The organism is Pectobacterium odoriferum (assembly GCF_009931295.1).
Taxonomy (GTDB): Bacteria; Pseudomonadota; Gammaproteobacteria; order Enterobacterales; family Enterobacteriaceae; genus Pectobacterium; species Pectobacterium odoriferum.
This window is the reverse complement of the sequence record NZ_CP034938.1, coordinates 407,548-430,992: the sequence shown is the minus strand read 5'-3', so window position 1 is coordinate 430,992 and position 23,445 is coordinate 407,548. Positions and strand designations below refer to the sequence as shown.

Below are 23,445 nucleotides of genomic sequence, written 5' to 3'. Positions count from 1 at the left end.
CCTGTCAGAATGACCTTACGACGTCACGCCGTTGGCGCATTGCTCGCTAGCGCCACGACATTCTCTTGCTCTACGGGTGCTTTGCCGGTTTTCTCTTTTTTCTTTTCCACGTAGGTCAGTTTTTCCTGGCTCTGCGTTGGCGGGGTCAGCGGGTGGGATTGGCCGGTGAAGGCGCCGCCTTTTTCGATGGAGAGCTCATCGGTGAAAATATCGCCGAACACTTTTCCCTGCGCCAGAATCGCCACAACGCTGGCGACTACGCGCCCTTCCACACGGCCATTGATGACGATCTGCTGCGATTTCATTTCGCCGTTGACCTGACCCGTGTGTTCTACCTTAATCGTGTTATCACACTGCACATCACCTTCTATCTGACCTTCTACGGTGATGTTGCCCTCAACGGACAGAGAGCCGGTCATACGCGCCCCCTGAGAAATGAAGGTGTCCTTTTTCACGCGCACAGGGTTCACTGAATTAATCAACTCGTTCGATGGGGGAATAGCGGGAGAGCTGTTTATTTCACTGCGCCCTTGCGGTTCTTTTACGTCTTTCTTGTTTTTATCAAATGAAAACATCGTGTTATTCCTTTTAACAGTATAGAAAAATGCAATCACGGCACTTGCGGCGAGTACAGCAGCCACTCCCTGACCGTAATAGAGAAGGGGAATTTCGCTATAAATATCAACAAGCCAGGCGATAACCAATAAAGCCCATATCGCCCATATTCCCCAAAGCAGGTTGTAATTACGCACGATCGGAACGCCGATTAAATTCAATTTCCAGGGTGGAAATATCAGGAATAGTAATACGAAGTGTTTTACGTCCTCCTTCCAGATAGCGTATGTCGATCTGAACATCAGCACTATCGCCGACGTGCTGTTTAACCACGGTCTTTAATTCATCCAACATGTTATCCAAGATTTTATGAGCCATGCCCTTCTCTCCTTCTTGGTATCTTCCTTGGTGACAGTCACGCTGTACTGCCAAACGACATAGAGAGTATCGGGCAAGAATGTATTTTATTTAGCCCGCGATTTCAAAAACCCGCTCTCGTTCACTTTCCTTTCTTTACACGACTATGTCAAAAAAACATGATTATCCAAACACTTAATATATTCCTGTAACTAACTGCCTCTCCCTCTGCTTATTTCCTCGTTGTAGGTAATTACGCAGACATTTTCATAATGACGTTGCGTAGCTAAACCGATTCTTCTATTTTAGCAAACAGTCTAATTATCATTGATAAGAGTAACGTTATGGCAAACAGAATTTGGGTCATGGGTGACGCGGTTGTCGATCTCATCCCGGAAGATACGGAACGCTATCTGAAATGCCCTGGCGGCGCGCCCGCTAATGTTGCGGTCGGCATTGCCAGACTCGGGGGAAACAGTGCCTTTGTTGGTCGCGTCGGCGACGATGTTTTTGGCCATTTTCTAAAAACGGTTCTGGAACAGGAAAGCGTTGATACCCGCTACATGACACACGACAGACTCCATCGAACCTCAACCGTGGTCGTGAGCCTCGATGAAACAGGGGAACGCACCTTCACGTTCATGGTGCGCCCGAGTGCCGATCTGTTTTTACAGTCGGAAGACCTGCCGGTGTTCAACCAGCGAGAATGGCTGCACCTCTGCTCGATTGCACTCTCGCAGGAGCCCTCGCGCAGTACCGCATTTGAGGCGATGCGGCAGGTGAAAGCCGCACAGGGACGCGTCAGCTTCGACCCGAATATCCGTGACGATCTCTGGCAAAGCGAGGAGGAACTGCGCGACTGTCTGACACAAGCGCTGATGCTGGCCGACGTGGTGAAGCTATCGCGTGAAGAGCTAGCCTTTCTCTGTTCAACACCGGATGTTAAAGCGGGGATTCAGCAGTTTATGCAGCGCTACCCCACCCAACTCTTGCTGGTGACACTAGGTAGCGAAGGCGTCTGGCTGCACGACCGCCACCAGCTACGACACTTTGCCGCACCGTTGGTAACGCCCGTCGATACGACTGGTGCGGGGGATGCCTTCGTCGCCGGTTTACTGCACGGCCTGGCGCAGTATGACGACCTGTCACAGCCGCTTAGCTGGGACCCGATTATCGCGCAGGCGCAGCGGTGCGGTGCGCTGGCCACCACAGCAAAAGGCGCGATGACCGCACTCCCCTATGCGCAGCAGTTGCACGCCCTCCCGTAAACAAGCACTAAAGCCCTTCGCTTAATACGGTTACCGCCCGGTTTTGTAGTCAGGATCACAGTTACAGAATCGGGCGAGTGAAATTTCTTGCTAACCCTTCTGCTGGCTTTTATTTTTCTCATGAAAAACCGGTTTAGCAATTCAGCTAAACACGAGAAATCCAAAAACAATAAATCTCCTTCACGACGAGAACGAAAAAATGAAACCAAGCCACCTTGCTGTGACGATAGGATTATTACTTTCCTCCCCCTTTTATGTTTCCGCTGCCAACACCGATAGTATTGAAGCCCGCCTGAACGCCATGGAACAGCGTTTGCAACAGGCTGAAGCCCGTGCACAAGCCGCCGAGGCCAGAGCCAATGCCGCTGAAAAGCAAACCCAGCAGCTAGCGACCCGCACGACCCAAACCGAACAAAAAACCCAGCAGGTGGAACAGCGCACGACGGCGTTGGCCAAGCAGAAATCGTTCGCTGATGGATTTGAATTCCACGGTTACGCGCGTTCTGGCCTGTCGATCAATGATTCTGCCACCAGTTCCAAAACCGATATCGGGCCGGGCATGTCCCCTGCGGGTCAGACTGGCGGACATATTGGCCGTTTAGGCAATGAAGACGACACCTACGTCGAGATCAAACTGGAGCACAAACAGAAGCTGGATAACGGCGCAACCACCCGCTTCAAGGTGATGATGGCGGACGGCCAGCGCAGCTATAACGACTGGACGGCCGCCACCAGCGACCTCAACATTCGTGAAGCTTTCGTCGAGCTGGGTTCACTGCCAACTTTCACCGGTGCCTTTAAGGACACCACGTTGTGGGCGGGTAAACGTTTCGATCGCGATAACTTCGATATTCACTGGCTGGACAGCGACGTGGTCTTCCTCGCGGGCACCGGCGGCGGGATCTACGACGTGAAATGGGCGGATAGCGCCAAGAGTAACTTCTCGCTGTATGGTCGCAGCCTCGGCGAAATTACCTCGCTGGATAACGACATCAAAAACTACGTCTTTACCGCTAATAACTACGTCGGGCCATTCCAGTTCATGCTGAGCGGATTAACCGCGAAGAACAACGATGTAAAAGAAAATACCGGTACCAGCCGCGATAATCTCACCGTCACCAATACCAATGCAGGCGACAAAGGCTATCACGCGATGGTGGCTTACCACGGCGACAGCTTCTATGGCTTACGCGACGGGACATCGAAAACCGCGATCCTTTACGGCCACGGGCTGGGCGGTGAAGTGAAAAACATCGGTGCTGACGGCAACCTGACTAACGATGCCAACACCTGGCGCTTTGCGACCTACGGCACAACAGCACTGAACAAGACTTGGAGCTTCGCGCCGTCCATTCTGGCGCAAACCAGCAAAGACCGTTACGTCAACGGCGATAGCTACGAATGGATCACCTTTAATGCGCGCCTGATTCAGGAAATCACCGAAAACTTTGCACTGGCCTATGAAGGCAGTTATCAATACATGGACCTCGACCCACGCGGCTATCGGAGCCTGAATCAGGTTAGCGGCGGCTTCTATAAGCTGACCTTCGCACCGACATTCAAGGTCGGCGATATCGGCAACTTCTTTAGCCGCCCTGAACTGCGTGTGTTTGCCAGCTACATGGACTGGGATAAACGCCTGGATAACTACTCCAGTGAAGATACCTTTGGCTCCACCGGCTTTAAAGCAGGCGGCGAATGGAACTTCGGTATCCAGATGGAAACCTGGTTCTGATAATTGCCTGACCTTGGCGTCGATTACGCGCTAATCGACGCCAAAGAAAGTGCATATATAGAGAGGAATAACATGGATATCAACACAACCGCCGCAGCACTGATCCCCCTTCTCGGCGGGAAAGAAAATATCGCCAGCGCTGCCCACTGTGCGACTCGCCTGCGTCTGGTGCTGAATGACGACAGTCTGGCTGACAAGAAAGCGATTGAGAACGTCGACGGCGTGAAAGGCTGCTTCCAGAATGCCGGGCAAATGCAGATCATTTTCGGCACCGGGTTGGTTAACAAAGTGTATGCCGAGTTCATCAAAGCGGCAGGCATCAGTGAATCGAGCAAATCTGAAGCCGCCTCCATCGCGGCGAAAAAGCTGAACCCGCTGCAACGACTGGCGCGTCTGCTCTCGAATATCTTCGTCCCCATCATGCCAGCGATTATCGCGTCTGGTCTGTTGATGGGACTGCTCGGCATGATCAAGACCTACGGCTGGGTCGATTCCAGCAGTGCGATCTTCGTCATGTTGGATATGTTCAGCTCCGCTGCATTTATTATCCTGCCTGTTCTGATCGGTTTTACTGCCGCGCGGGAATTCGGCGGTAACCCCTATCTGGGCGCGACGCTGGGCGGCATCCTGACTCACCCAGCGCTGACCAACGCCTGGGGCGTCGCTGGGGGCTTCCAGACCATGCACTTCTTCGGCATGGACATTGCCATGATCGGCTATCAGGGCACTGTGTTCCCGGTACTGCTCGCCGTCTGGTTCATGAGCATCGTGGAAAAGCGCCTGCGTAAAATCGTACCGGACGCACTGGACATCATCGTCACGCCGTTCCTGACCGTCATCATTTCCGGTTTTGTCGCCATGCTACTCATCGGCCCGGCTGGACGTGCGCTGGGCGATGGTATTTCTTTGGTTCTCAGCACATTGATTGCTCACGCTGGCTGGTTGGCCGGTTTGTTGTTCGGCGGCCTCTATTCCGTCATCGTCATCACTGGCGTCCATCACAGCTTCCATGCGATTGAAGCCGGACTGCTTGGCAACCCGAATATCGGCGTCAATTTCCTGCTGCCGATTTGGGCGATGGCGAACGTGGCGCAGGGCGGCGCATGTCTGGCGGTCTACTTCAAAACGCGTGATGCCAAAACCCGAGCGATTGCCGTTCCTGCCGGGCTTTCTTGTCTGCTGGGTATCACGGAAGCCGCGATATTTGGTATCAACCTGCGCTTCATTAAACCGTTCCTGGCAGCACTGGCAGGCGGTGCGCTCGGTGGCGCATGGGTGGTCTTCAATCACGTCAATATGACGGCCGTCGGGCTGACCGGTTTTCCGGGGCTGGCTATTGTGCAAGGGGGATCGATGCTTAACTACCTGGTCGGGATGTTAATTGCGTTCGGTGCCGCCTTTATCCTTTCCTTACTGCTGAAATATAAAACGGATAGCGAATAATGAAGGAAGTCCACTTACTAAAACGCATGGCGCACGCCCTGATGTCAGGCCAGTCACGAAAACAGGAAGATCCTTATCGCCCAGAATGGCATCTGTCACCGTATGTTGGTCTGCTTAACGATCCGAACGGATTTATTCATCACAACGGGCGTTACCATCTGTTTTATCAGTGGAATCCTTTGGCCTGTGCCCACGGAGCGAAATTCTGGGGGCACTGGAGTTCCGCCGATTTGGTGAACTGGAAGCATGAACCCGTCGCGCTGGTGCCAAGCGAAAGCTATGAAAGCCACGGCTGCTACTCGGGTTCTGCTGTGGTAGATCACGGTGCGATCACGCTGATTTACACCGGTAACGTCAAATACGATGACGGTTCGCGTACCGCGTTTCAGTGTCTCGCCCGTGAGAACCCTAACGGTGAATATGACAAGCTGGGAGCAGTTCTGACGCTCCCTGACGGCTACACTGGGCACGTCCGCGATCCCAAGGTGTGGCGTCATGACGACCACTGGTACATGGTACTCGGCGCCCAAGATCTCTGCCTGCAAGGTAAGGTGCTGCTCTACCGTTCTGCCGATCTGCTGGCGTGGGAGAAGATCAGCGAGATCGCCGGTTCCCGTTTAGGTGGCCTCGGTGATTTTGGCTATATGTGGGAGTGCCCAGACTTGTTCCTGCTGGATGGCAAAGACGTACTGGTTTGCTGCCCGCAGGGCGTTCCCGCTGAAGACGAACGCTACCTGAATACCTTTCAGGCGGGCTACTTCATTGGTTCACTCGACTACGAAAGTGGCGCTTACCCACATCAGGATTTCCACGAACTGGATCTCGGCTTTGAGTTTTACGCACCGCAAACAACATTGAGTGAAGACGGGCGACGCCTGCTGTTCGGTTGGATGTCGATTCCTGACGACAATGAGTTTTTTGAACCCACGATCGAACAGGGCTGGATCCATACCATGACCTGTCCGCGTGAACTCACGCTGCATGGCGATCGCGTTTATCAACGTCCTGCGCGCGAATTGCAACAACTGCGCAGGCAGCATTACACCTGGCATGGTGCCGCAGACTACGCGCCTCCGCTTCACACTAGCAGCGCAGAAATCCTCATCGCCGTACAGGGGGAATTTCAGTTCAACCTCGCCTCTCAGCTGGTTCTCTGTTGGGACGGTGAACGCGTCACGTTGAGCCGACGTAACCGCCGTACCGGCGAACCCGAGCATCGCTACTGGCGCGGTGACCTGAGCCAATTGCAGATCCTGTGCGATCGCTCCAGCGTTGAAATTTTCATCAACGACGGCGAAGCCGTGATGTCTGCACGCTATTTCCCGGAAAGCGAAGCAACCATGACATTCAGCGGCTCTGGGCGATTAACGCTACAGCACTGGCTGTTAGCGCCATGCGTGATAGAATAACTTCCCTTTTTTCTGATAGCAGACCTCGCGGTGAAACCGACTAAACGCATAACAATCAGTGACATCGCCGCGCTGGCCGGTGTATCAAAATCCACCGCTAGTCTGGTGCTTAACGGACGCAGCAAAGAGTTTCGCGTTTCTGATGAAACCCGCGACCGCATTTTAGCCGTCGCGCACGAACAACGTTATCAGCCCAGTATTCACGCCCGTTCGCTGCGTTCCTCACGCAGCAACACGTTGGGGCTGGTGGTGCCAGAAATGACCAACTACGGCTTTGCCGTGATTTCCCGCGAGTTGGAAATGTTGTGCCGTGAAGCGGGGCTACAGTTGCTGATTGCCTGCACCGACGAAAACGCCAGTCAGGAGATGATGGCGGTCAATAGTCTGGTGCAGCGTCAGGTCGATGGCCTGATTGTCGCTTCCAGCCTGTTAAGCGATGTCGAATATCAGAAAATTAATCAGCAGTTGCCCGTCGTACAGTTTGATCGGGTAATTGGTGATTCAACACTGCCGATGGTCATTTCCGAAGCAGTAGAATCCACAGCGGAGATGGTCGAGCATATCGCCCGCCAGAATCGTGATGAGTTCTATTTCCTTGGCGGCCAGCCGCGAATTTCCCCCACTCGCCACCGTCTGGAAGGCTTCCAGCTTGGACTAACGCGCGCAGGTATCGACTGCAAGCCAGAGTGGATTATTCACGGCAGCTATCACCCCAGCGCGGGTTATGAAATGTTTGCTCAGCTGTGTGCCACGCTGGGTCGTCCGCCAAAAGCGCTGTTTGTTGCCGCCTGTGGCCTGATGGAGGGTGTGTTGCGTTATATGAACCAGCATAACCTGATGGAAAGCGGCATTCGACTGTGCTGCTTTGACGATCACTATCTGTTTGATTGCTTGCCGCTGAAAATCGATACCGTGGCGCAGGATTGTGAGAACTTGGCACGCAACAGCTTTGAAATGATTACGAGCTTGATTGCGCAACAGCCGCTTGAAGAAGATCGACGCTATATCCCGACGCGTATTCACTGGCGTCATCCAGACTCGCGGGCGTAGGCTAACGCCCAAGCGCCGAACCATCATCTAGACGTAAACCTACAGACGTAAAAAAAGGAACGCGGTTTGAATCCTCACCCCGCATTCCTTCTTAAAACACAACCTTCAACCGTTATTTAGCAGCAGCGGTTTCCGCACCGACCAGACCCACCTTGAGGTAGCCCGCCTTACGCAGTGAATCCATCACGCTCATGATGGTTTCATAATCGACGCTTTTATCCGCCTGAAAGAAGATAGTCGTTTCTTTGTTAGCACTGGTTTTTGCATCCAGTACCTGAGCCAGCGACTGCTCATTAATCGCCTCTTCCCCCAGGAACATTTGCTTATCCGCTTTTACCGTCAGGTAGAGCGGTTTTTCCGGCCGCGGCTGCGGTGCTGCCGATGACGCAGGCAGATCGACACGAATGTCCACTGTGGCCAACGGGGCCGCTACCATGAAGATAATCAGCAGAACCAGCATGACGTCAATGAACGGCGTGACGTTAATGTCATGCATTTCACCGTCATCACTCACGTCCTCCTTCAAATGCATCGCCATGATTAACCCACCCGCAGTTTATGCGCTGCTGAAGACGCCCGGTTATCGTTGCTGGCAGCCACGTCAAGATCGCGGCTTTGCAGCAACAGCACTTGTGCAGCAACATCGCCGACCATCGCTTTGTAGCTGGCAATCGAGCGTGCAAAGACGTTATAGATAACCACCGCAGGAATTGCAGCAACCAGACCAATCGCCGTCGCCAGCAAAGCTTCTGCGATCCCCGGTGCGACCACCGCCAGATTCGTGGTTTGCGTCTGTGCGATACCGATGAAGCTGTTCATGATGCCCCATACCGTACCAAACAGCCCCACGAACGGTGCAACCGCGCCGACCGTTGCCAGATAGCCGTTACCACGTCCCATGTGACGCCCGGTAGCCGCTACGCGACGTTCCAGACGAAACGCGGTGCGCTCTTTAATCCCATTGTTGTCATCAGAACGCGCGGAAAGCTCCAGTTCGTTCTGCGCATCCACCAGCAGTTGCTGTGCGACGCTGCCTGCTTTGAATGCGTCAGCGGTTTCCAGCGCGTCGTCCAGCGTCTTCGCCTGTTCCAACGCCAGATACTCACGGCGCAGACGACGTTTCGCGCCAGACATCTCAACGCTTTTACTAAAGAAGATCGCCCAAGTAATCACGGAAGCCAGCAGCAAACCGATCATCACCGTTTTCACCACGGCATCCGCGTGCTGGTACATACCCCAGACGGACAAATCGGTTTTCATCAGGTTATTGGTGCCCGGTGCCGCGCTGGCAGGCAGCGTGAGCGCTGATGTCGGGGCTTGTGCATCGGTCGTCACAGGAGCAGAAGGGGACGCAGCAGCAGGCTGCGCGGCTGGCGCTGCATTCTCTGTCGATAACGGTGTCGTTGCCGGAGCCGCAAACGCATTTCCACTTAGTCCCGCCGTACACAGCAGGATAACCAGCACGCTACGGGAAAATGCGCTGAACGCGCCACGTTTTTTTTGCCAGGTTGATAACACCTGTTGAGTTGTATTATTGACAGCCGTCTTCACGCTGTGCCTCCACCATTCGTTCTGTACAATCATCTGTTCTGTACAATATCCGCACATACCCACAGGTATAATGCCGCAATAACGCAGCCTGAAATGATACCAAACCCTGAACGAATTGATAGTCGTTCTCATTATTATTTACATCAGATAACGCACTTTCCTTGCGTTTTGACAGGATTTCAGAGGGTATTGCTCGCACATCAGCAGGAAAAGCATAAGAACGGCAAGAATAATAGCATTCAGGAATATATCAGGCGGGAGATCCCCCTAAAACACAGTGTTAACCAAAATTTTTACGATCGGCTTTTTGTGATCAACATTAAGTTATCACACCATTTCATGATAACTGGCGATAAGTTTACTGAAATAAATAGATATATATGTACATAATAAGATAAATAAAAACACCAAGTTACGTATATTCCTATAAGTCAAATAGGAATAAAGTCCATATAAAATAGCATTTCATATTAGCTTTTTCTTTTGTGACACGAGTCATTCTACGAAGTTGTATAATAGGTTAGCTTAACTCGCAGAGAATACTGACACACGCCACAATAATACGTAATAGGCGGTCGTCTTCTCATCATTAAACCCACTCTTCATTACACTATTTTTCATGGGTTTATATTTTTAAATCGCCATTTGATTATCGATACTGTCACCCTACCTCTGGAGATAACTCAATGAAGCTGTCGAAAACATTGATCGGCGTTTGTCTCGGTTCTACTGCACTCCTGATGAGCCAAGCGATTCAGGCACAACAAATTAAAGCCTCCGATGTTCACCCTGAAGGTTACCCTAATGTCGTTGCTGTACAAAAAATGGGAGAGAAATTAAAGGCCGCTACTAATGGCAGGCTGGAAATTAAAACCTTTCCCGGAGGCGTATTAGGTGATGAAAAACAAATGATTGAGCAGGCGCAGCTCGGCGCGATTGATATTATCCGCGTATCAATGACGCCCGTCGCCGCTATTTTACCAGAAATAGAAGTCTTCACTCTGCCCTATATTTTCCGTGATGAAAATCATCTTCACAACGTGCTGGATGGAAAAATTGGTCAGGAAATTGGTGACAAAATTACCCATAGCAGTAAATCAAAATTGATTTTTCTGGGCTGGATGGACGCGGGAACGCGTAATTTAATCACCAAGCAGCCCGTTGCAAAACCTGAAGACCTCAAGGGCATGAAAATTCGCGTACAGGGTAGCCCAGTCGCGCTGGCAACGCTAAAAGCGATGGGGGCCAACTCGATTGCCATGGGCGTCAGCGAAGTCTTCAGCGGTATGCAAACCGGCGTGATTGACGGCACCGAAAATAACCCACCAACATTTGTCGCACACAACTATCTGCCTGTAGTGAAAAACTATACCTGGAGCCGCCACTTCATTATTCCTGAGCTGTTCCTGTATTCCAAAACCAAATGGGACAAACTTTCTAAAGAGGATCAGGATCTTATCCTGAAGCTGGCGAAAGAAGCACAGCAAGAACAGCGCGTGCTGTGGAATGAATATACTCAGCAATCTCTGGATAAAATGAAAGCCGGCGGCGTTCAGTTCCATGACATCGATACCGAGTACTATTTCAAAGCCACGCAGCCCGTCCGCGATCAGTTTGGTGCCAAATATCAGGATCTGATTAAAGCCGTCGCTGACGTTCAATAATCGAGACCGCTCCCAGCGGATAAATAGAAGACGATTGACGAACCGACTTGCGAAATGAAAACGGTGATAATGGAAGACTTATCCATTATCACCGCTCGACGGATTTGTCAGCGATTTCATATGCCCTAAATAATTCGAGTTGCGTGACAAAACGTGAGCGTTTTGAACAACGCTCTGCGTTGGTCCTTTAGGACAAGGCCGCATGGCCTTGTAATGCGGCAATCGCACGACAAATCGGTTCTAACCGATTTGAACAGCGCTAGCGCTGGCCCGAAGGGTGAGCTTCATTTATGAGGCTCATTAATTCCCAGGAGCTTACTCAGGTAAGTGACTGGGGTGAGTAAGGGCAGCCAACGCACAAGCAATTTGAAGTATGACGGGTATAACTAATTATCTATTTATCCGCCACCATTAATGGCCTGATATCAATAATCAGCAAGATTGATTCCTCTTCGCTTATCACTCAGCGGAGTGAATATAGGTGGAAAAATGGCACAGTCTTATCTTTCCAGCATGGATGTACTCTATCGTATTGCCATGTGGGTTTCTGGTCTGGCGTTATTAATTATGACGCTTGTTATTCCTGTCGGTATATTCGCACGCTATGTTTTAAATGCTGCGTTATCCTGGCCTGAACCCATTTCGATTATTTGTATGGTGACGTTTACTTTTGTCGGCGCCGCAGTCAGTTACCGTTCCAACTCACATATTGCCGTCAGTATGTTGACCGACAGATTGCCAGAAGCCGGTAAGAAGGTTTGCGTTCATCTGGCGAACCTCCTGATGCTGTTAATCAGCCTGTTTATTCTCTATTACAGCACCGTGCTCTGCATGGAATTATGGGAACAGCCCGTCGCGGAGTTTCCATTATTAACCGCAGGTGAAAGCTATTTGCCGCTACCTATTGGCTCATTAATCACCGTGCTGTTCATCATCGAAAAAATGTTTTTCGGCCCGCAGGATAAACGCCCTGTGGTAATGCTTGGCAGTTCTTAATTCGGAGCCAATACCATGGATGCATTTATTCTTATTGCCACGCTGGCCGTGCTGTTGGCGGTCGGCGTTCCCGTCGCCTACGCGGTAGGGTTGAGCGCTATTGTTGGTGCCTTCTGGATCGATCTGCCGCTTGAGGCGGTCATGATCCAGATTACCAACGGCGTGAACAAATTTTCGCTGCTGGCAATCCCCTTCTTCATTCTGGCAGGTGCCATTATGGCCGAAGGCGGCATCGCCCGTCGGCTGGTCAGCTTCGCTTACATCTTTGTCGGCTTTATTCGCGGCGGCTTGTCGCTGGTTAACATCGTCGCCTCGACGTTTTTCGGCGCGATATCCGGCTCCTCTGTGGCAGACACCGCCTCTATCGGTTCGGTGATGATCCCGGAGATGGAGAAGAAGGGCTACCCGCGTGATTTCTCTGCCGCCGTCACCGCCAGCGGCTCCGTGCAGGCAATTCTGACGCCGCCGAGCCACAACTCTGTGATCTACTCGCTGGCAACCGGCGGCACCGTTTCGATTGCCTCGCTGTTTATCGCAGGGATCTTGCCCGGCCTGCTGCTCAGCCTGACCCTGATGGTGATGTGCGTCGGCTTCGCACATAGGCGGGGCTATCCCAAAGGCGAACGCGTACCGTTCCGTCAGGCGCTGAAAATTTTTGTCGATACCCTGTGGGGATTGATGACGGTGGTCATCATCATGGGCGGGATTTTGTCCGGTATTTTTACCGCGACCGAGTCTGCGGCCATCGCCTGCCTGTGGTCCTTCTTCGTGACCATGTTTATCTATAAAGATTATAAATGGTCAGAACTGCCCAAGCTGATGTACCGCACGGTAAAAACCGTCACGATCGTGATGATCCTGATCGGCTTCGCTGCCGCATTCGGTGCCATCATGACCTACATGCAGCTGCCAAGCCGCATTACCGAGTTTTTCACCTCCATCTCAGATAACAAGTACGTCATCCTGATGTGGATTAACATCATGCTGCTGCTGGTCGGTACGCTGATGGACATGGCACCGCTGATCTTGATCCTGACGCCCGTTCTGCTGCCTGTCGCCCACTCGCTCGGCATCGATCCGGTGCATTTCGGTATGATCATGCTGGTGAACCTCGGGATCGGCCTGATTACACCGCCGGTGGGATCGGTGCTTTTCGTCGCCAGTGCGGTGAGTAAGCAGAAAATAGAACAGGTCGTTAAAGCGATGCTGCCCTTCTACTGCGGACTTTTCTTTGTGCTGATGCTGGTCACCTATATTCCAGCCATCTCGCTCTGGCTGCCCAAATTCTTTGGCGTTCATACGGGTTAAGGCACGCCCAATTGCGCCATGTCGTTCAACAATGCAGAACAACATGGCGCTTTCCCTGCATTTTCTTCCTGAAATGTTTTCATCTACACCCGATCTTATCCCACTCAAGCCCACACGCCGACCAAGCCGTGATAACGTAGACCTCATCAATCGAACGCTTATAAATCCAATCATGCCCCCGCGATTCCCCACCATTCACTGTCGGGAATAGTCGGCGTAGTGAGTCATCCGGCAGGACTGAACAGAAAAGGTGATAGTGGTTATGACAAGCAAAAAAACGGCAACAGCATTAGTCGCCGCAGGACGCAGCAAGAAATTCACCCACGGCTCCGTCAACCCCGTTATTCAGCGCGCGTCCTCTTTGGTATTTGATACCGTACAGGACAAAAAACACGCCACGATTAACCGCGCCAAGGGTGCGCTGTTCTATGGTCGCCGTGGCACGTTGACCCATTTCTCGTTTCAGGAAGCCATGGTGGAGCTTGAGGGCGGCGCAGGCTGTGCCTTATACCCCTGCGGCGCAGCCGCCGTTTCTAACGCGATCCTCTCTTTCGTCGCGGCAGGCGATCACATCCTAGTGACAGAATCAGCCTATGAGCCCACGCAGGATTTCTGCACGAAAGTGCTCCACAAGCTGAATGTCAGCACTACCTATTTTGATCCGCTCATCGGTGCAGATATTGCCGAACTGATCCAACCCAACACCAAAGTCGTCTTTCTCGAATCGCCGGGCTCCATCACGATGGAAGTACACGATGTACCCGCCATCGTCCAAGCCGTACGCCGTATCAATCCTGAGATCGTAATCATGATTGATAATACCTGGGCGGCAGGCATTTTATTCAAGGCGCTCGACTTCGATATTGATATCTCTATTCAGGCCGGTACGAAATATATCGTCGGCCATTCTGATGCCATGCTAGGCACCGCGGTCGCTAACGAGCGCTGCTGGGCACAGTTGCGTGAACACTCTTACCTGATGGGACAAATGGTCGATGCCGACACCGCCTATGTCGCCAGCCGCGGCCTGCGCACATTGGGCGTTAGACTCAAACAGCATCAGGAAAGCAGCATCCGCATTGCAAAATGGCTAGCGGATCAACCCGAAGTCGCGGTGGTTAACCACCCAGCCTTACCAGAGTGCAAAGGGCATGAATTCTACGTACGCGACTTTAAGGGCTGCAACGGCTTGTTCTCTTTTGTGCTGAAAGAGAAATTGAGCAAAGAAGCGTTGGCGCACTATCTGGACAATTTTGAGCACTTCAGCATGGCGTACTCCTGGGGCGGCTTTGAGTCGTTGATTCTGGCGAATCAACCGGAAGATCTGGCCGCCATCCGCCCTGCTGGCGGTGTGGATTTTACCGGCACACTTATTCGGTTACATATTGGACTTGAAGACAGTGACGATCTGATCGAGGATCTGGCCGCGGGCTTCAGCAGACTGGGAGCCTAGCACGTCGTCAGCTGACTCAACGTAGCCAAATGACCAGCAGGAAACAAAATAGAGAAAATGTGACGGCCATAAAGCCGCCGTGCCTTGATTTCTCCTGCGGCGCGGTGGGTAATGCGTTATGATAATCATGAGTCAACGTTGACCAAAAAACCGCGTTACCTTAACCAAAATTTAGCATTAAGCCCTGTCGCATTCTCACAATGCGGCAAGGCATTTGGCCCCATACCGATTTTAGGGCTTGATAGTTTTAAGGCTTGATAGACAGTAGATTTCAGGTAACCCAGCGTTTCATTGCCGCAGCCTGAGAGATAGTGAATATCGTCACTGGCGGGAAGTAATATGAGTGTGGTTCACGACATTATTCAGGCGCTCTGGCAGCAGGATTTTAGTGCTCTGGCCGATCCCCACGTCATTTGGGTGATTTACGGCATTTTATTCACGACGCTGTTTCTGGAAAACGGCCTGCTACCTGCTTCTTTTTTACCCGGCGATAGCTTGCTGTTGCTCACAGGCGCCATGATTGCCAAAGGCGTGATGAGCTTTTTCCCTACGATGATTCTCCTCACCATCGCCGCCAGCCTCGGCTGTTGGCTCAGCTACCTTCAAGGGCGCTGGCTGAGCGATACTCGGTTGGTAAAAGGCTGGTTGTTACAGCTTCCCGCCCATTACCACCAGCGCGCCTATCATCTGTTCCACCAGCACGGTCTGGCGGCGCTGCTGGTTGGCCGCTTTTTAGCGTTTATCCGCACGCTGCTGCCAACGATGGCGGGGATTTCGGGGTTAAACAATACGCGTTTTCAGATTTTCAACTGGCTCAGCGGGCTGCTGTGGGTCGGGGGGATTGTCACGCTCGGCTATGCGCTCAGCCACATTCCGCTGGTCAAACGCTATGAAGATCAGGTGATGACCGCGCTGATCCTGCTCCCGATTATTTTGCTGGTTAGCGGCCTGATCGGCATGGCTATCGTGGTGTGGCGCAAAAAACGTGCGGTCGCCTAAATCGGGCAACGGCACGCTTTCTTAGCGTCTTCAGCTTTCCTCAACCGCCATGTTACCGGCTTTTACTCTCGTGACTTCATCGCTCGGCGTCGCACCGAAATAGCGCTTAAATTCCCGGCTAAACTGCGACATGCTCTCATACCCGACGCGTGCCGCGGCGACGCCCGCTCTCAGCCCTTCGTTGATCATCATCACGCGCGCTTTATGCAAGCGGTAGGATTTCAGGTACTGCAACGGCGATGTGTTGGTAACGGCCTTAAAGTTATGATGAAACGCCGAGACGCTCATGTTCACTTCAGCCGCCAGCTGTTCCACATTCAGGCTATCGGCATAGTAGTTTTCAATACGCCGCAGAGACTTGGCTATTTGGCTGAAATGCGTGTGTCGATTCACCAACGCCTGTAACGCCGCACCGCGTTCGCCGCAAAGCATATGATAGATAATCTCGCGCACAATCGCCGGGCCCAGCACACGGGCATCACGCGGGTTATTCATCGCATCTAGCAGCCGTTCAACGGCGCACAGAATCTCATCGGTCAGCGGCGCGCTGTTCACCCCACACGTGCAGGAACAGGGGCGGATCGCGCTGTCATCGTCACCGATGTCGATCAGCAAATCTTGAAGCATCTGGATATCGATACGGATCGCCATCCCCACCAGCGGGTGCTCAACGCTGGCTATCGTTTCACATTCGAACGGCAGCGGCACAGTCATCAACAGGTAGTTTTCCGGGTCATACTGGAAAGTTTTTCCGCCCAGATAGCCAATCTTTTGGCCCTGAAAAATGATGACAATCGTCGGTTCATACATCACCGGCACACGCGGATGATGCTGCTCCGTATAAAGGATTCTGACCTGTGACACGAGCGACGGCGTAGCCCAGCTTTTGGTTGAACAGCGTATTGCCTGCTGCACGATACGCTGCCGCACCGCCTGTTGCGGCTCAATCTGTTGCAGCTCTACCTGTTTCTGAACAAGCTGCTCGCATTGGCTTTCTGTCGACATGACTTGGCGTTCCGTCAACATGCATTGGGTCTGCGTCAAAATAGTGTTATCCCGCTACTGGTTCGTTTTTCCTGCCCGAAGCCTCTCTCCTGACAGAAGAAACAAAATGACATACTTGCGAATTATTATCACCCTTTTCTCCTGCATTTTGGAGAAATAGGCAATAACCAAATAGAAATGTGCATTGAACGTCTTCCCTAGATTGATGACAATACTGAGCATATATTTGCCCTCTCATTACTCGGGAAAAGACATGAATAACACGATTGAACTGTTCACCTCACACCGCAGTGAACGTAGCTATCTTGATAAAGCGATTCCCGATGACGTGCTGGATGCCATTATTCAGTCCGCCCATCTGGCACCGACGTCCGTCAACTCCCAGCAGGTCTCGCTCATCGTCACCCGCGACCCGGAACGCAAAGCACACATTGCCGAATTGGCTGGCGGCCAGCCGTGGATTGCCCAGGCACCCGTCTTCATTACCGTGGTGCTGGATATGCACAAAACACAGGTCGGGATTGCCATGAGCGACAAGCAGCAGCACGCGCATGAAAGCCTCGAAAGCCTGATTTCCGGCACAACGGATGTCGGCATCGCGCTCGGCACGCTGATGGCCGCCGCACGCTCATTTGGGCTGGGCATTGTCCCGATTGGCGGCATTCGTCGCGACCCACAGGCGATGATCGACTTTCTGGAACTTCCTGAACTGACGTTCCCCGTTGCAGGCGTCGCTATCGGCTATGTCGATATCCCTGCGTATCAGAAACCGCGCCTGCCGCTGAATTCATTCCGCCATGATGAAAGCTATCATGAGGAGGTTCTGCCTGCGGCGATTGAGCAATATAACCAAACGCTGGTGGCACACTGGCAGCAAGCCGGTCGCGCAGATGGCGACAACTGGGGTGATAACACCGCCAGTTACTATCAGCACATCTACTTCCCGAAAGTTTTGCCCGCGATCCTCCAACAGGGCTTTAAGCTGGACAAATAACCTATGCTAAATTTCACACTCCATACCCCTACCAAGATTTTGTTTGGCGAAGGCCAGATTGCTGAATTAGGCAAAGAAATTCCTGCCGATGCCCGCATCCTCATCACCTACGGCGGCGGCAGCGTGAAGCACAATGGCGTGCTGGATCAGGTTTATCGCGCCTTAGAAGGCCGCAACGTACGCGAGTTTGCTGGCATTGAGCCCAACCCGACTTACGAAACGCTGATGAAAGCCGTTGAGGTCGTCCGAGCGGAGAAGATTGATTTCCTGCTGGCGGTTGGCGGTGGTTCTGTGGTTGATGGCTCGAAATTTATCGCTGCCGCCGCAGATTATCAAGCCGCGCAGGACCCGTGGCATATTCTGCAAACCGGTGGCGCGGAAATCGATCGCGGCATCGCACTGGCAGCCGTGCTCACCCTGCCTGCGACCGGTTCTGAATCCAACAACGGCGCGGTCATCACCCGCAAATCGACCAACGATAAGCTCGCTTTCCGCTCACGCCACACGCAGCCGCTTTTCGCTGTGCTCGACCCAGTCGTGACGTACACCCTGCCCGCTCGCCAGATCGCGAACGGCGTGGTCGATGCCTTCGTTCACACCGTTGAGCAGTACCTGACGTATTCCGTCGATGCCAAAGTACAGGATCGTTTTGCGGAAGGTTTGCTGCTGACGCTGGTTGAAGAAGGCCCGCGCGCGCTGGCTGAACCGGAGAACTACAAGGTCAGAGCCAATGTGATGTGGAGCGCCACCATGGCGTTGAACGGCCTGATTGGCGCAGGCGTGCCGCAGGACTGGTCAACCCACATGCTGGGACACGAATTAACGGCGCTGCACGGTCTTGACCATGCCCAGACGCTGGCCATCGTTCTGCCTGCCATGCTGGCGGCAAGAAAAGCCCAGAAGCGCGACAAGCTGTTGCAATACGCCGAGCGCGTCTGGAACCTGCGTGACGGTAGCGAAGATCAGCGCATCGACGACGCGATTGCTGCCACGCGTGACTTCTTCGAGAAAATGGGCGTGCCGACCCGCATGTCTGACTATCAGTTGGATGGCAGTTCCATTCCAATGCTGGTCACCAAACTCAACGAGCACGGTCTGACTGCGCTAGGCGAGCACCGTGACATCACGCTGGAAGAAAGCCAGAAGATTTACGAGGCAGCGCGTTAAGCCCCTCGGATCCCAATCCTTCGAGTGACAGGAGAAAACGCTATCGATTAAACACCCCTATATCACGCGATATACCCTCAAAGCTGTGTCTGTTAAAGGGAGCCAATCGGCTCCCTTTATCATCAGGTAACGTATAGCCAACGAATTTTTCTACTAGAATGAAATCATATGCCTGTTCCTGCTAGGGATCACGTTCCGCTATGTCCGTGATATGAACAGGTCGCCCATCCAGTTAAGCCCATGATATGTTTATGGATTAACGGATATAAAAGGAGAATGAGATGACGCAACCGAAAGTTAAGCTGGCGGACGGCAATATCATGCCCCAGTTGGGCCTTGGTGTCTGGCGAGCAAGCAGTGAGGACACGGTGATCGCCGTGACTGAGGCTTTGTCCATCGGTTATCGGGCGATCGATACCGCCGCGATTTATAAGAACGAGGAAGCCGTCGGTCAGGCACTGAGTTCCGCGAATCTGCCGCGTGAAGACGTGTTCATCACCACCAAGCTCTGGAATGGCGATCACACCGATCCCCAAAAAGCACTGGAAGAGAGTCTGAGAAAACTTCGGTTAGATTATATCGATCTCTACCTGATTCACTGGCCGCTCCCGCAACAGAACACCTTCGTGGATGCTTGGCGCGGGCTCATCAAACTCCAGGAACAAGGTCTGGCGAAAAGTATCGGCGTCAGTAATTTCCATACTCACCACTTACAGCGGTTAAAAGAAGAAACGGGTGTCTTGCCGGTCATCGATCAGGTCGAGCTACATCCTCTTCTCCAGCAAAAGCAACTTCATTCCTGGAACGCCACGCACCATATCCAGACAGAATCCTGGAGCCCGTTGGCGCAGGGTGGCGAAGGCGTCTTCGACCATCCCATTATCCGTAAACTGGCGAGCAAATACGGAAAAACGCCAGCACAGATCGTGATCCGCTGGCATCTGGACAGCGGGCTGGTGGTGATTCCTAAATCGGTGACGCCTGCACGCATCAAGGAAAACTTCGAGGTGTTTGATTTCCGTCTGGATAAAGACGAACTGGGGGAAATTGCCAAGCTGGACAGCGGGAAGCGTCTGGGTTCGGATCCTGATGAGCCGAGAAACGACTAAGAGCTAACCCACCGTCGATGCCAGCATTCAGCGTGCTGGCATTGTTCTTCTAATCGGCAAACTGAATCTCATACACATCGCTACGGCAGTGTGCTTCGCTGTATTCCAGCAGTTCACCTCGTTCGTTATAAACATGCAGTTGGCAGTACAGCGCGGGTGCCTCCGCCGCAATACCAAGAAGCGTGGCGATGTCTGCCTTACAGGCAATCGCTTTGAAACGATAGCGTTTTTTGTCCGGCGTGATGCCACGCGTCACCCAATATTGATAGAGAGACTGCTCAAGCGCTTCCGGGTCGGGTAGGAATTTTTGCGGTATCCAGGTCGTTTCCAGCGAAACAGGCTCACCATTGCTGAGCCGGACGCGTCGCAGATAAGTGACGGCCTCGCCTTCCGGTAGAGACATTTTTGCGGCGATGGCAGCAGGCGGAACCTGTATTGCCTTTTCTAACCAGAGGCTGCCAGCGACGCCGCCTTGTTTCAATATCAGCGCGGTGAATCCTTCATCCTCGGCGCTCAACGCGTAGTTAAGCCGTTGAGCTACACGGGTTCCCACCCCCTGCTGGCGTACAATCAGCCCTTTTTCTTCCAGCAGTGACAGGGAACGGGAAACCGTTACGCGCGATAATCCCAACTGCTGCGCAATCAGCCTTTCGGCAGGTAAGAACTGGCCGGATAACGTCTTACGGCGGCCGATTTCTGATTCAAGCAACGACGCGAGCTGCATATAGCGAGGCGCCGACGGCGCTCCAGCCAGTTGATCCCTGACCCAAAGCAGTAATTCCCGCATAGTGCAGCCCTTTTAGTGACGCAGCGTTATGGCTGCGTAAAGGTTAAAACAGAAAGTGAACCGATTTCATAGCGAAGCGAAACGCTCTGACTCTGACATTGTTGTAATAAGAAATGTTCTTTTAGCCCCCATCAGACCCGAAACAGTACGCGACGCAAAACGCCATTCACCCTTAATTAATAGCAACATCAATATATAAGATATCGTCCGCACGCCTTCGCATCTTTAATTTTGGTTTGTCTGAATAGAGGTGGATCACATTAAGAAACAGATAAGCATCGCCGTCACATTTGTCACGGCGGAGGGTAACGCGGAGAAGCTGGCAGGGCTATGGGTTGGTTTACATCGCAGATTGTACGATGAGCTGTCCCGTCGAGCCACGATCGGCCAGTTCCAACGTCTGGCTGTAATACAGGAAGGGGAACGCCATTGAGGAAGGTTGAGTGAAATAAACCAGCAGCTCGACATCGCTATCTACCCACACCGTATCTTTCCAGCCGCTGTCTTCCACCGCTGGCGGACGACCACTCGCGCTGCGCACCAGGAATTTGACGCCCTGAATGTGGAAAGCCTGCGGCGTGTCGGCGTGGATAATCCAGCGCTCACAGCGGCCAAGCTGGGTTTGCACATCGGCCCGCGTCATGTCCCACATCGCGCCGTTGATGCCGGGTAGACTGTCACCCAGACGGAATTCGCGCGTGCGGCTGATGCTGCCTTCAATGATGTTGTCGGCCAGCAAACGCATCGGCAGGTTGTCCGTGACTAATGGCAATAGACCGGTCGGCTTAAGCGTGAGTATTTGCGTCGAAATCAGGATGCTGGAAGGCTCAAACAGCCCGCGCAGACGATCCATAATCCCGGCTGACTCGCCTGCCGTCAGCGTGACCTCTTCGCCTTGTGACATGTCGATCAGAATTTCGCGTCGTTCGCCGGGCGCGAGAGAAAGCTGGTTAACCGCCATTGGTGCCGGTAATAGCCCTTGATCGCTGGCGATCACATGCATTGCCCGGCCATCGCTCAGCCGCATCACATAACGCCGAGAGTTCGACGCGTTCAGCAATCTCAGGCGAACCCAGCCACGGGACACTTCAATAAAGGGATTTTGCACACCGTTGACGAGCAGCGAGTCCCCCACAAACCCGCCGTTAGAAGGTGGATTGTAGAGAGGAACACCAAAATTATCCAGCCGTTTATCCTGAATAATCAATGGGAAATCATCAACACCATAGTGATTGGGAAGCGGCAGGGATTTACTGGCGCTGTCTTCCACCAGCCATAGCCCAGCCAGCCCGTTATAGATATGCGGAGCCATGCGGTTCGGCGTATTGGCATGATACCAGCAAGTCGCCGCTGGCTGACGAACGGGCAATACCGGTGACCAGTCAGTTCCGGGAGTGATGATACGAGCCGCGCCGCCCATCAGCGGCCCCGGCACCTGCAACCCGCCGATCGTCATCGCGACAGGCTCATTCAGGCGGTTACTGTAAATCAGCTTAACGTCGTCGCCGTCATACACCCGCACCGTCGGCCCCAGATAATGGCCGTTGATTCCCCAAATGGAGGTCTTGCGGCCACCGGAGAATGCCCAATGGGCACGTTGCATGGTCAGAAAAAGCGGCTGGCCTCGGCGCGACTCCAGTAATGGCGGTATCGGCAATGCGGCGGAATTCCCACTGGCTTTGGCTGCCAGTGGCGTCATACCCGCACATAACGCAAGGCCCGATGCCTGAATAAACTGACGTCGGCTGAGTGACATAATGACTCCGTAAATCCATTAACCGTAAGCAAAGTTTAACTTCCAATTCGTTCTTGAATAGACAATCGGAAGAAATAATCGCGTAACCCGAGGGGGAAACTTATTTTTTGTGTGCTGTTTCGCGCGCCGTCACTTCCGCATCCAGCGCCGCAATCTTGGCAGCCATCACATCATGGCAGTGTGTCGCCAATTCACGAACCTGATCTTTGGTATATGCGCGGGTATCAATAGGCGGCAGCATTTCGACAATAACGAGGCCGTTATTCCAGCGGTTCAATTTCACCTTATTACTGGTCGTAGAAACACAAATCGGCACAATCGGTACTTCTGCGCTAATGGCGGCATGAAAGGCACCAGTTTTGAATGGCAGCAGTCCACGTCCACGGCTGCGTGTACCTTCGGGGAACATCCAGATAGACGTGTTGCGCTCTTTAATATGCTTCACGACCTGGGCAATGGTGCCATGCGCTTTAGCGCGGTTTTCACGGTCAATCAGCAAGTTACCCGTCAGCCAATAAAGTGGCCCGAAGAACGGGATCCACAGCAGGCTTTTCTTGCCCACGGTAACAGTACGAGGCTGAACTGCGCTGGATACCGTGACCATATCGTAGTTGTTCTGATGATTCGCGATATAGATGCAGTTGCCGTAATGCGCCGCTTCTTCCGGTATCCGCATTTCTACTTTCAGGCCAAACACGACGGACAAGCGACCAAAAAGATGGCCGAAGGTCGCGACATGGCGGGGATTTCGAGGGCTGAACAGGCAGTAAAACAAGCCAAAAATACAGATCAAAATCGAAAATATAACGACAATAAAAAAACGCAAAATGGATAACATA

General features: G+C 52.7%; 21 protein-coding genes. 13 read left to right on the top strand and 8 right to left on the bottom strand.

What is annotated here, in order from left to right:
- Nucleotides 1-23: 23 nt before the first annotated feature.
- Nucleotides 24-575 (bottom strand): bactofilin family protein, encoded by a 552-nt coding sequence (locus EO763_RS01925; protein WP_161527906.1) that lies wholly within the window; start codon nt 573-575, stop codon nt 24-26.
- Nucleotides 576-744: 169 nt separating this feature from the next.
- Nucleotides 745-933: a hypothetical protein gene (locus EO763_RS01920; RefSeq protein WP_039470389.1), complete on the bottom strand. Its 189-nt coding sequence runs from the start codon at nt 931-933 to the stop codon at nt 745-747.
- Nucleotides 934-1,256: 323 nt separating this feature from the next.
- On the opposite strand from EO763_RS01920, the gene EO763_RS01915 reads away from it, so the two are divergent.
- The 5 genes from EO763_RS01915 to EO763_RS01895 all read left to right on the top strand — a co-directional run bounded on the left by EO763_RS01915 (nt 1,257) and on the right by EO763_RS01895 (nt 7,817).
- A complete protein-coding gene (locus EO763_RS01915) occupies nt 1,257-2,180 on the top strand; it encodes an aminoimidazole riboside kinase (protein WP_161527905.1) in 924 nt (307 codons plus the stop codon).
- Nucleotides 2,181-2,379: 199 nt separating this feature from the next.
- Nucleotides 2,380-3,915, top strand: coding sequence for a carbohydrate porin (locus EO763_RS01910; protein WP_161527904.1), 1,536 nt, complete (start codon nt 2,380-2,382; stop codon nt 3,913-3,915).
- A 72-nt stretch (nt 3,916-3,987) separates the two neighbouring features.
- Nucleotides 3,988-5,358, top strand: a complete 1,371-nt coding sequence (locus EO763_RS01905; RefSeq protein ID WP_161527903.1) for a sucrose-specific PTS transporter subunit IIBC — start codon at nt 3,988-3,990, stop codon at nt 5,356-5,358.
- Complete coding sequence (locus EO763_RS01900) at nt 5,358-6,767, top strand: glycoside hydrolase family 32 protein (RefSeq protein ID WP_161527902.1); 1,410 nt, start codon at nt 5,358-5,360, stop codon at nt 6,765-6,767. The genes EO763_RS01905 and EO763_RS01900 overlap by 1 nt, the downstream gene beginning before the upstream one ends.
- A 30-nt stretch (nt 6,768-6,797) precedes the next feature.
- A complete protein-coding gene (locus EO763_RS01895) occupies nt 6,798-7,817 on the top strand; it encodes a LacI family DNA-binding transcriptional regulator (protein WP_161527901.1) in 1,020 nt (339 codons plus the stop codon).
- Between the two features lie 112 nt (nt 7,818-7,929).
- On the opposite strand, the gene exbD is transcribed toward EO763_RS01895, so the two are convergent.
- Both exbD and exbB read right to left on the bottom strand, forming a co-directional pair.
- A complete protein-coding gene (gene exbD, locus EO763_RS01890; RefSeq protein ID WP_039354753.1) occupies nt 7,930-8,355 on the bottom strand; it encodes a TonB system transport protein ExbD in 426 nt (141 codons plus the stop codon).
- Nucleotides 8,356-8,357: 2 nt separating this feature from the next.
- Nucleotides 8,358-9,368: a tol-pal system-associated acyl-CoA thioesterase gene (exbB, locus tag EO763_RS01885; protein ID WP_161527900.1), complete on the bottom strand. Its 1,011-nt coding sequence runs from the start codon at nt 9,366-9,368 to the stop codon at nt 8,358-8,360.
- A gap of 686 nt (nt 9,369-10,054) precedes the next feature.
- Between exbB and EO763_RS01880 the strand changes: the two genes are divergently transcribed.
- From EO763_RS01880 to EO763_RS01860, 5 genes are all read left to right on the top strand, one after another.
- On the top strand, nt 10,055-11,032 hold the full coding sequence (locus EO763_RS01880; RefSeq protein ID WP_044206194.1) for a TRAP transporter substrate-binding protein: 978 nt from the start codon (nt 10,055-10,057) through the stop codon (nt 11,030-11,032).
- Nucleotides 11,033-11,521: 489 nt separating this feature from the next.
- The gene (locus tag EO763_RS01875) at nt 11,522-12,028 is read left to right on the top strand and encodes a TRAP transporter small permease (RefSeq protein WP_039491741.1); all 507 of its coding nucleotides are present in this window, start codon (nt 11,522-11,524) and stop codon (nt 12,026-12,028) included.
- 15 nt (nt 12,029-12,043) lie between these two features.
- Complete coding sequence (locus EO763_RS01870; protein ID WP_039491743.1) at nt 12,044-13,336, top strand: TRAP transporter large permease; 1,293 nt, start codon at nt 12,044-12,046, stop codon at nt 13,334-13,336.
- A 262-nt stretch (nt 13,337-13,598) separates the two neighbouring features.
- A complete protein-coding gene (gene metC, locus EO763_RS01865) occupies nt 13,599-14,789 on the top strand; it encodes a cystathionine beta-lyase (RefSeq protein WP_161527899.1) in 1,191 nt (396 codons plus the stop codon).
- Nucleotides 14,790-15,128: 339 nt separating this feature from the next.
- On the top strand, nt 15,129-15,788 hold the full coding sequence (locus tag EO763_RS01860; RefSeq protein ID WP_103861613.1) for a DedA family protein: 660 nt from the start codon (nt 15,129-15,131) through the stop codon (nt 15,786-15,788).
- A 30-nt stretch (nt 15,789-15,818) separates the two neighbouring features.
- On the opposite strand, the gene EO763_RS01855 is transcribed toward EO763_RS01860, so the two are convergent.
- The gene (locus EO763_RS01855; RefSeq protein WP_161530321.1) at nt 15,819-16,814 is read right to left on the bottom strand and encodes an AraC family transcriptional regulator; all 996 of its coding nucleotides are present in this window, start codon (nt 16,812-16,814) and stop codon (nt 15,819-15,821) included.
- 232 nt (nt 16,815-17,046) lie between these two features.
- Here EO763_RS01855 and EO763_RS01850 point away from each other — a divergent pair, with 232 nt between their 5' ends.
- The 3 genes from EO763_RS01850 to dkgA all read left to right on the top strand — a co-directional run bounded on the left by EO763_RS01850 (nt 17,047) and on the right by dkgA (nt 20,063).
- Nucleotides 17,047-17,787, top strand: coding sequence for an NADPH-dependent oxidoreductase (locus EO763_RS01850; protein ID WP_161527898.1), 741 nt, complete (start codon nt 17,047-17,049; stop codon nt 17,785-17,787).
- 3 nt (nt 17,788-17,790) lie between these two features.
- A complete protein-coding gene (gene yqhD, locus EO763_RS01845) occupies nt 17,791-18,954 on the top strand; it encodes an alcohol dehydrogenase (protein ID WP_161527897.1) in 1,164 nt (387 codons plus the stop codon).
- 281 nt (nt 18,955-19,235) lie between these two features.
- Nucleotides 19,236-20,063, top strand: a complete 828-nt coding sequence (dkgA, locus tag EO763_RS01840) for a 2,5-didehydrogluconate reductase DkgA (protein ID WP_161527896.1) — start codon at nt 19,236-19,238, stop codon at nt 20,061-20,063.
- A 49-nt stretch (nt 20,064-20,112) separates the two neighbouring features.
- Here dkgA and EO763_RS01835 read toward each other — a convergent pair whose 3' ends face one another.
- The 3 genes from EO763_RS01835 to EO763_RS01825 all read right to left on the bottom strand — a co-directional run bounded on the left by EO763_RS01835 (nt 20,113) and on the right by EO763_RS01825 (nt 23,444).
- Nucleotides 20,113-20,850: a GntR family transcriptional regulator gene (locus EO763_RS01835; RefSeq protein ID WP_116362396.1), complete on the bottom strand. Its 738-nt coding sequence runs from the start codon at nt 20,848-20,850 to the stop codon at nt 20,113-20,115.
- A 340-nt stretch (nt 20,851-21,190) separates the two neighbouring features.
- Nucleotides 21,191-22,606: a cell division protein FtsP gene (gene ftsP, locus EO763_RS01830; RefSeq protein WP_161527895.1), complete on the bottom strand. Its 1,416-nt coding sequence runs from the start codon at nt 22,604-22,606 to the stop codon at nt 21,191-21,193.
- A 100-nt stretch (nt 22,607-22,706) separates the two neighbouring features.
- Nucleotides 22,707-23,444, bottom strand: a complete 738-nt coding sequence (locus EO763_RS01825) for a 1-acylglycerol-3-phosphate O-acyltransferase (protein ID WP_161527894.1) — start codon at nt 23,442-23,444, stop codon at nt 22,707-22,709.
- Nucleotide 23,445 lies beyond the last annotated feature (1 nt).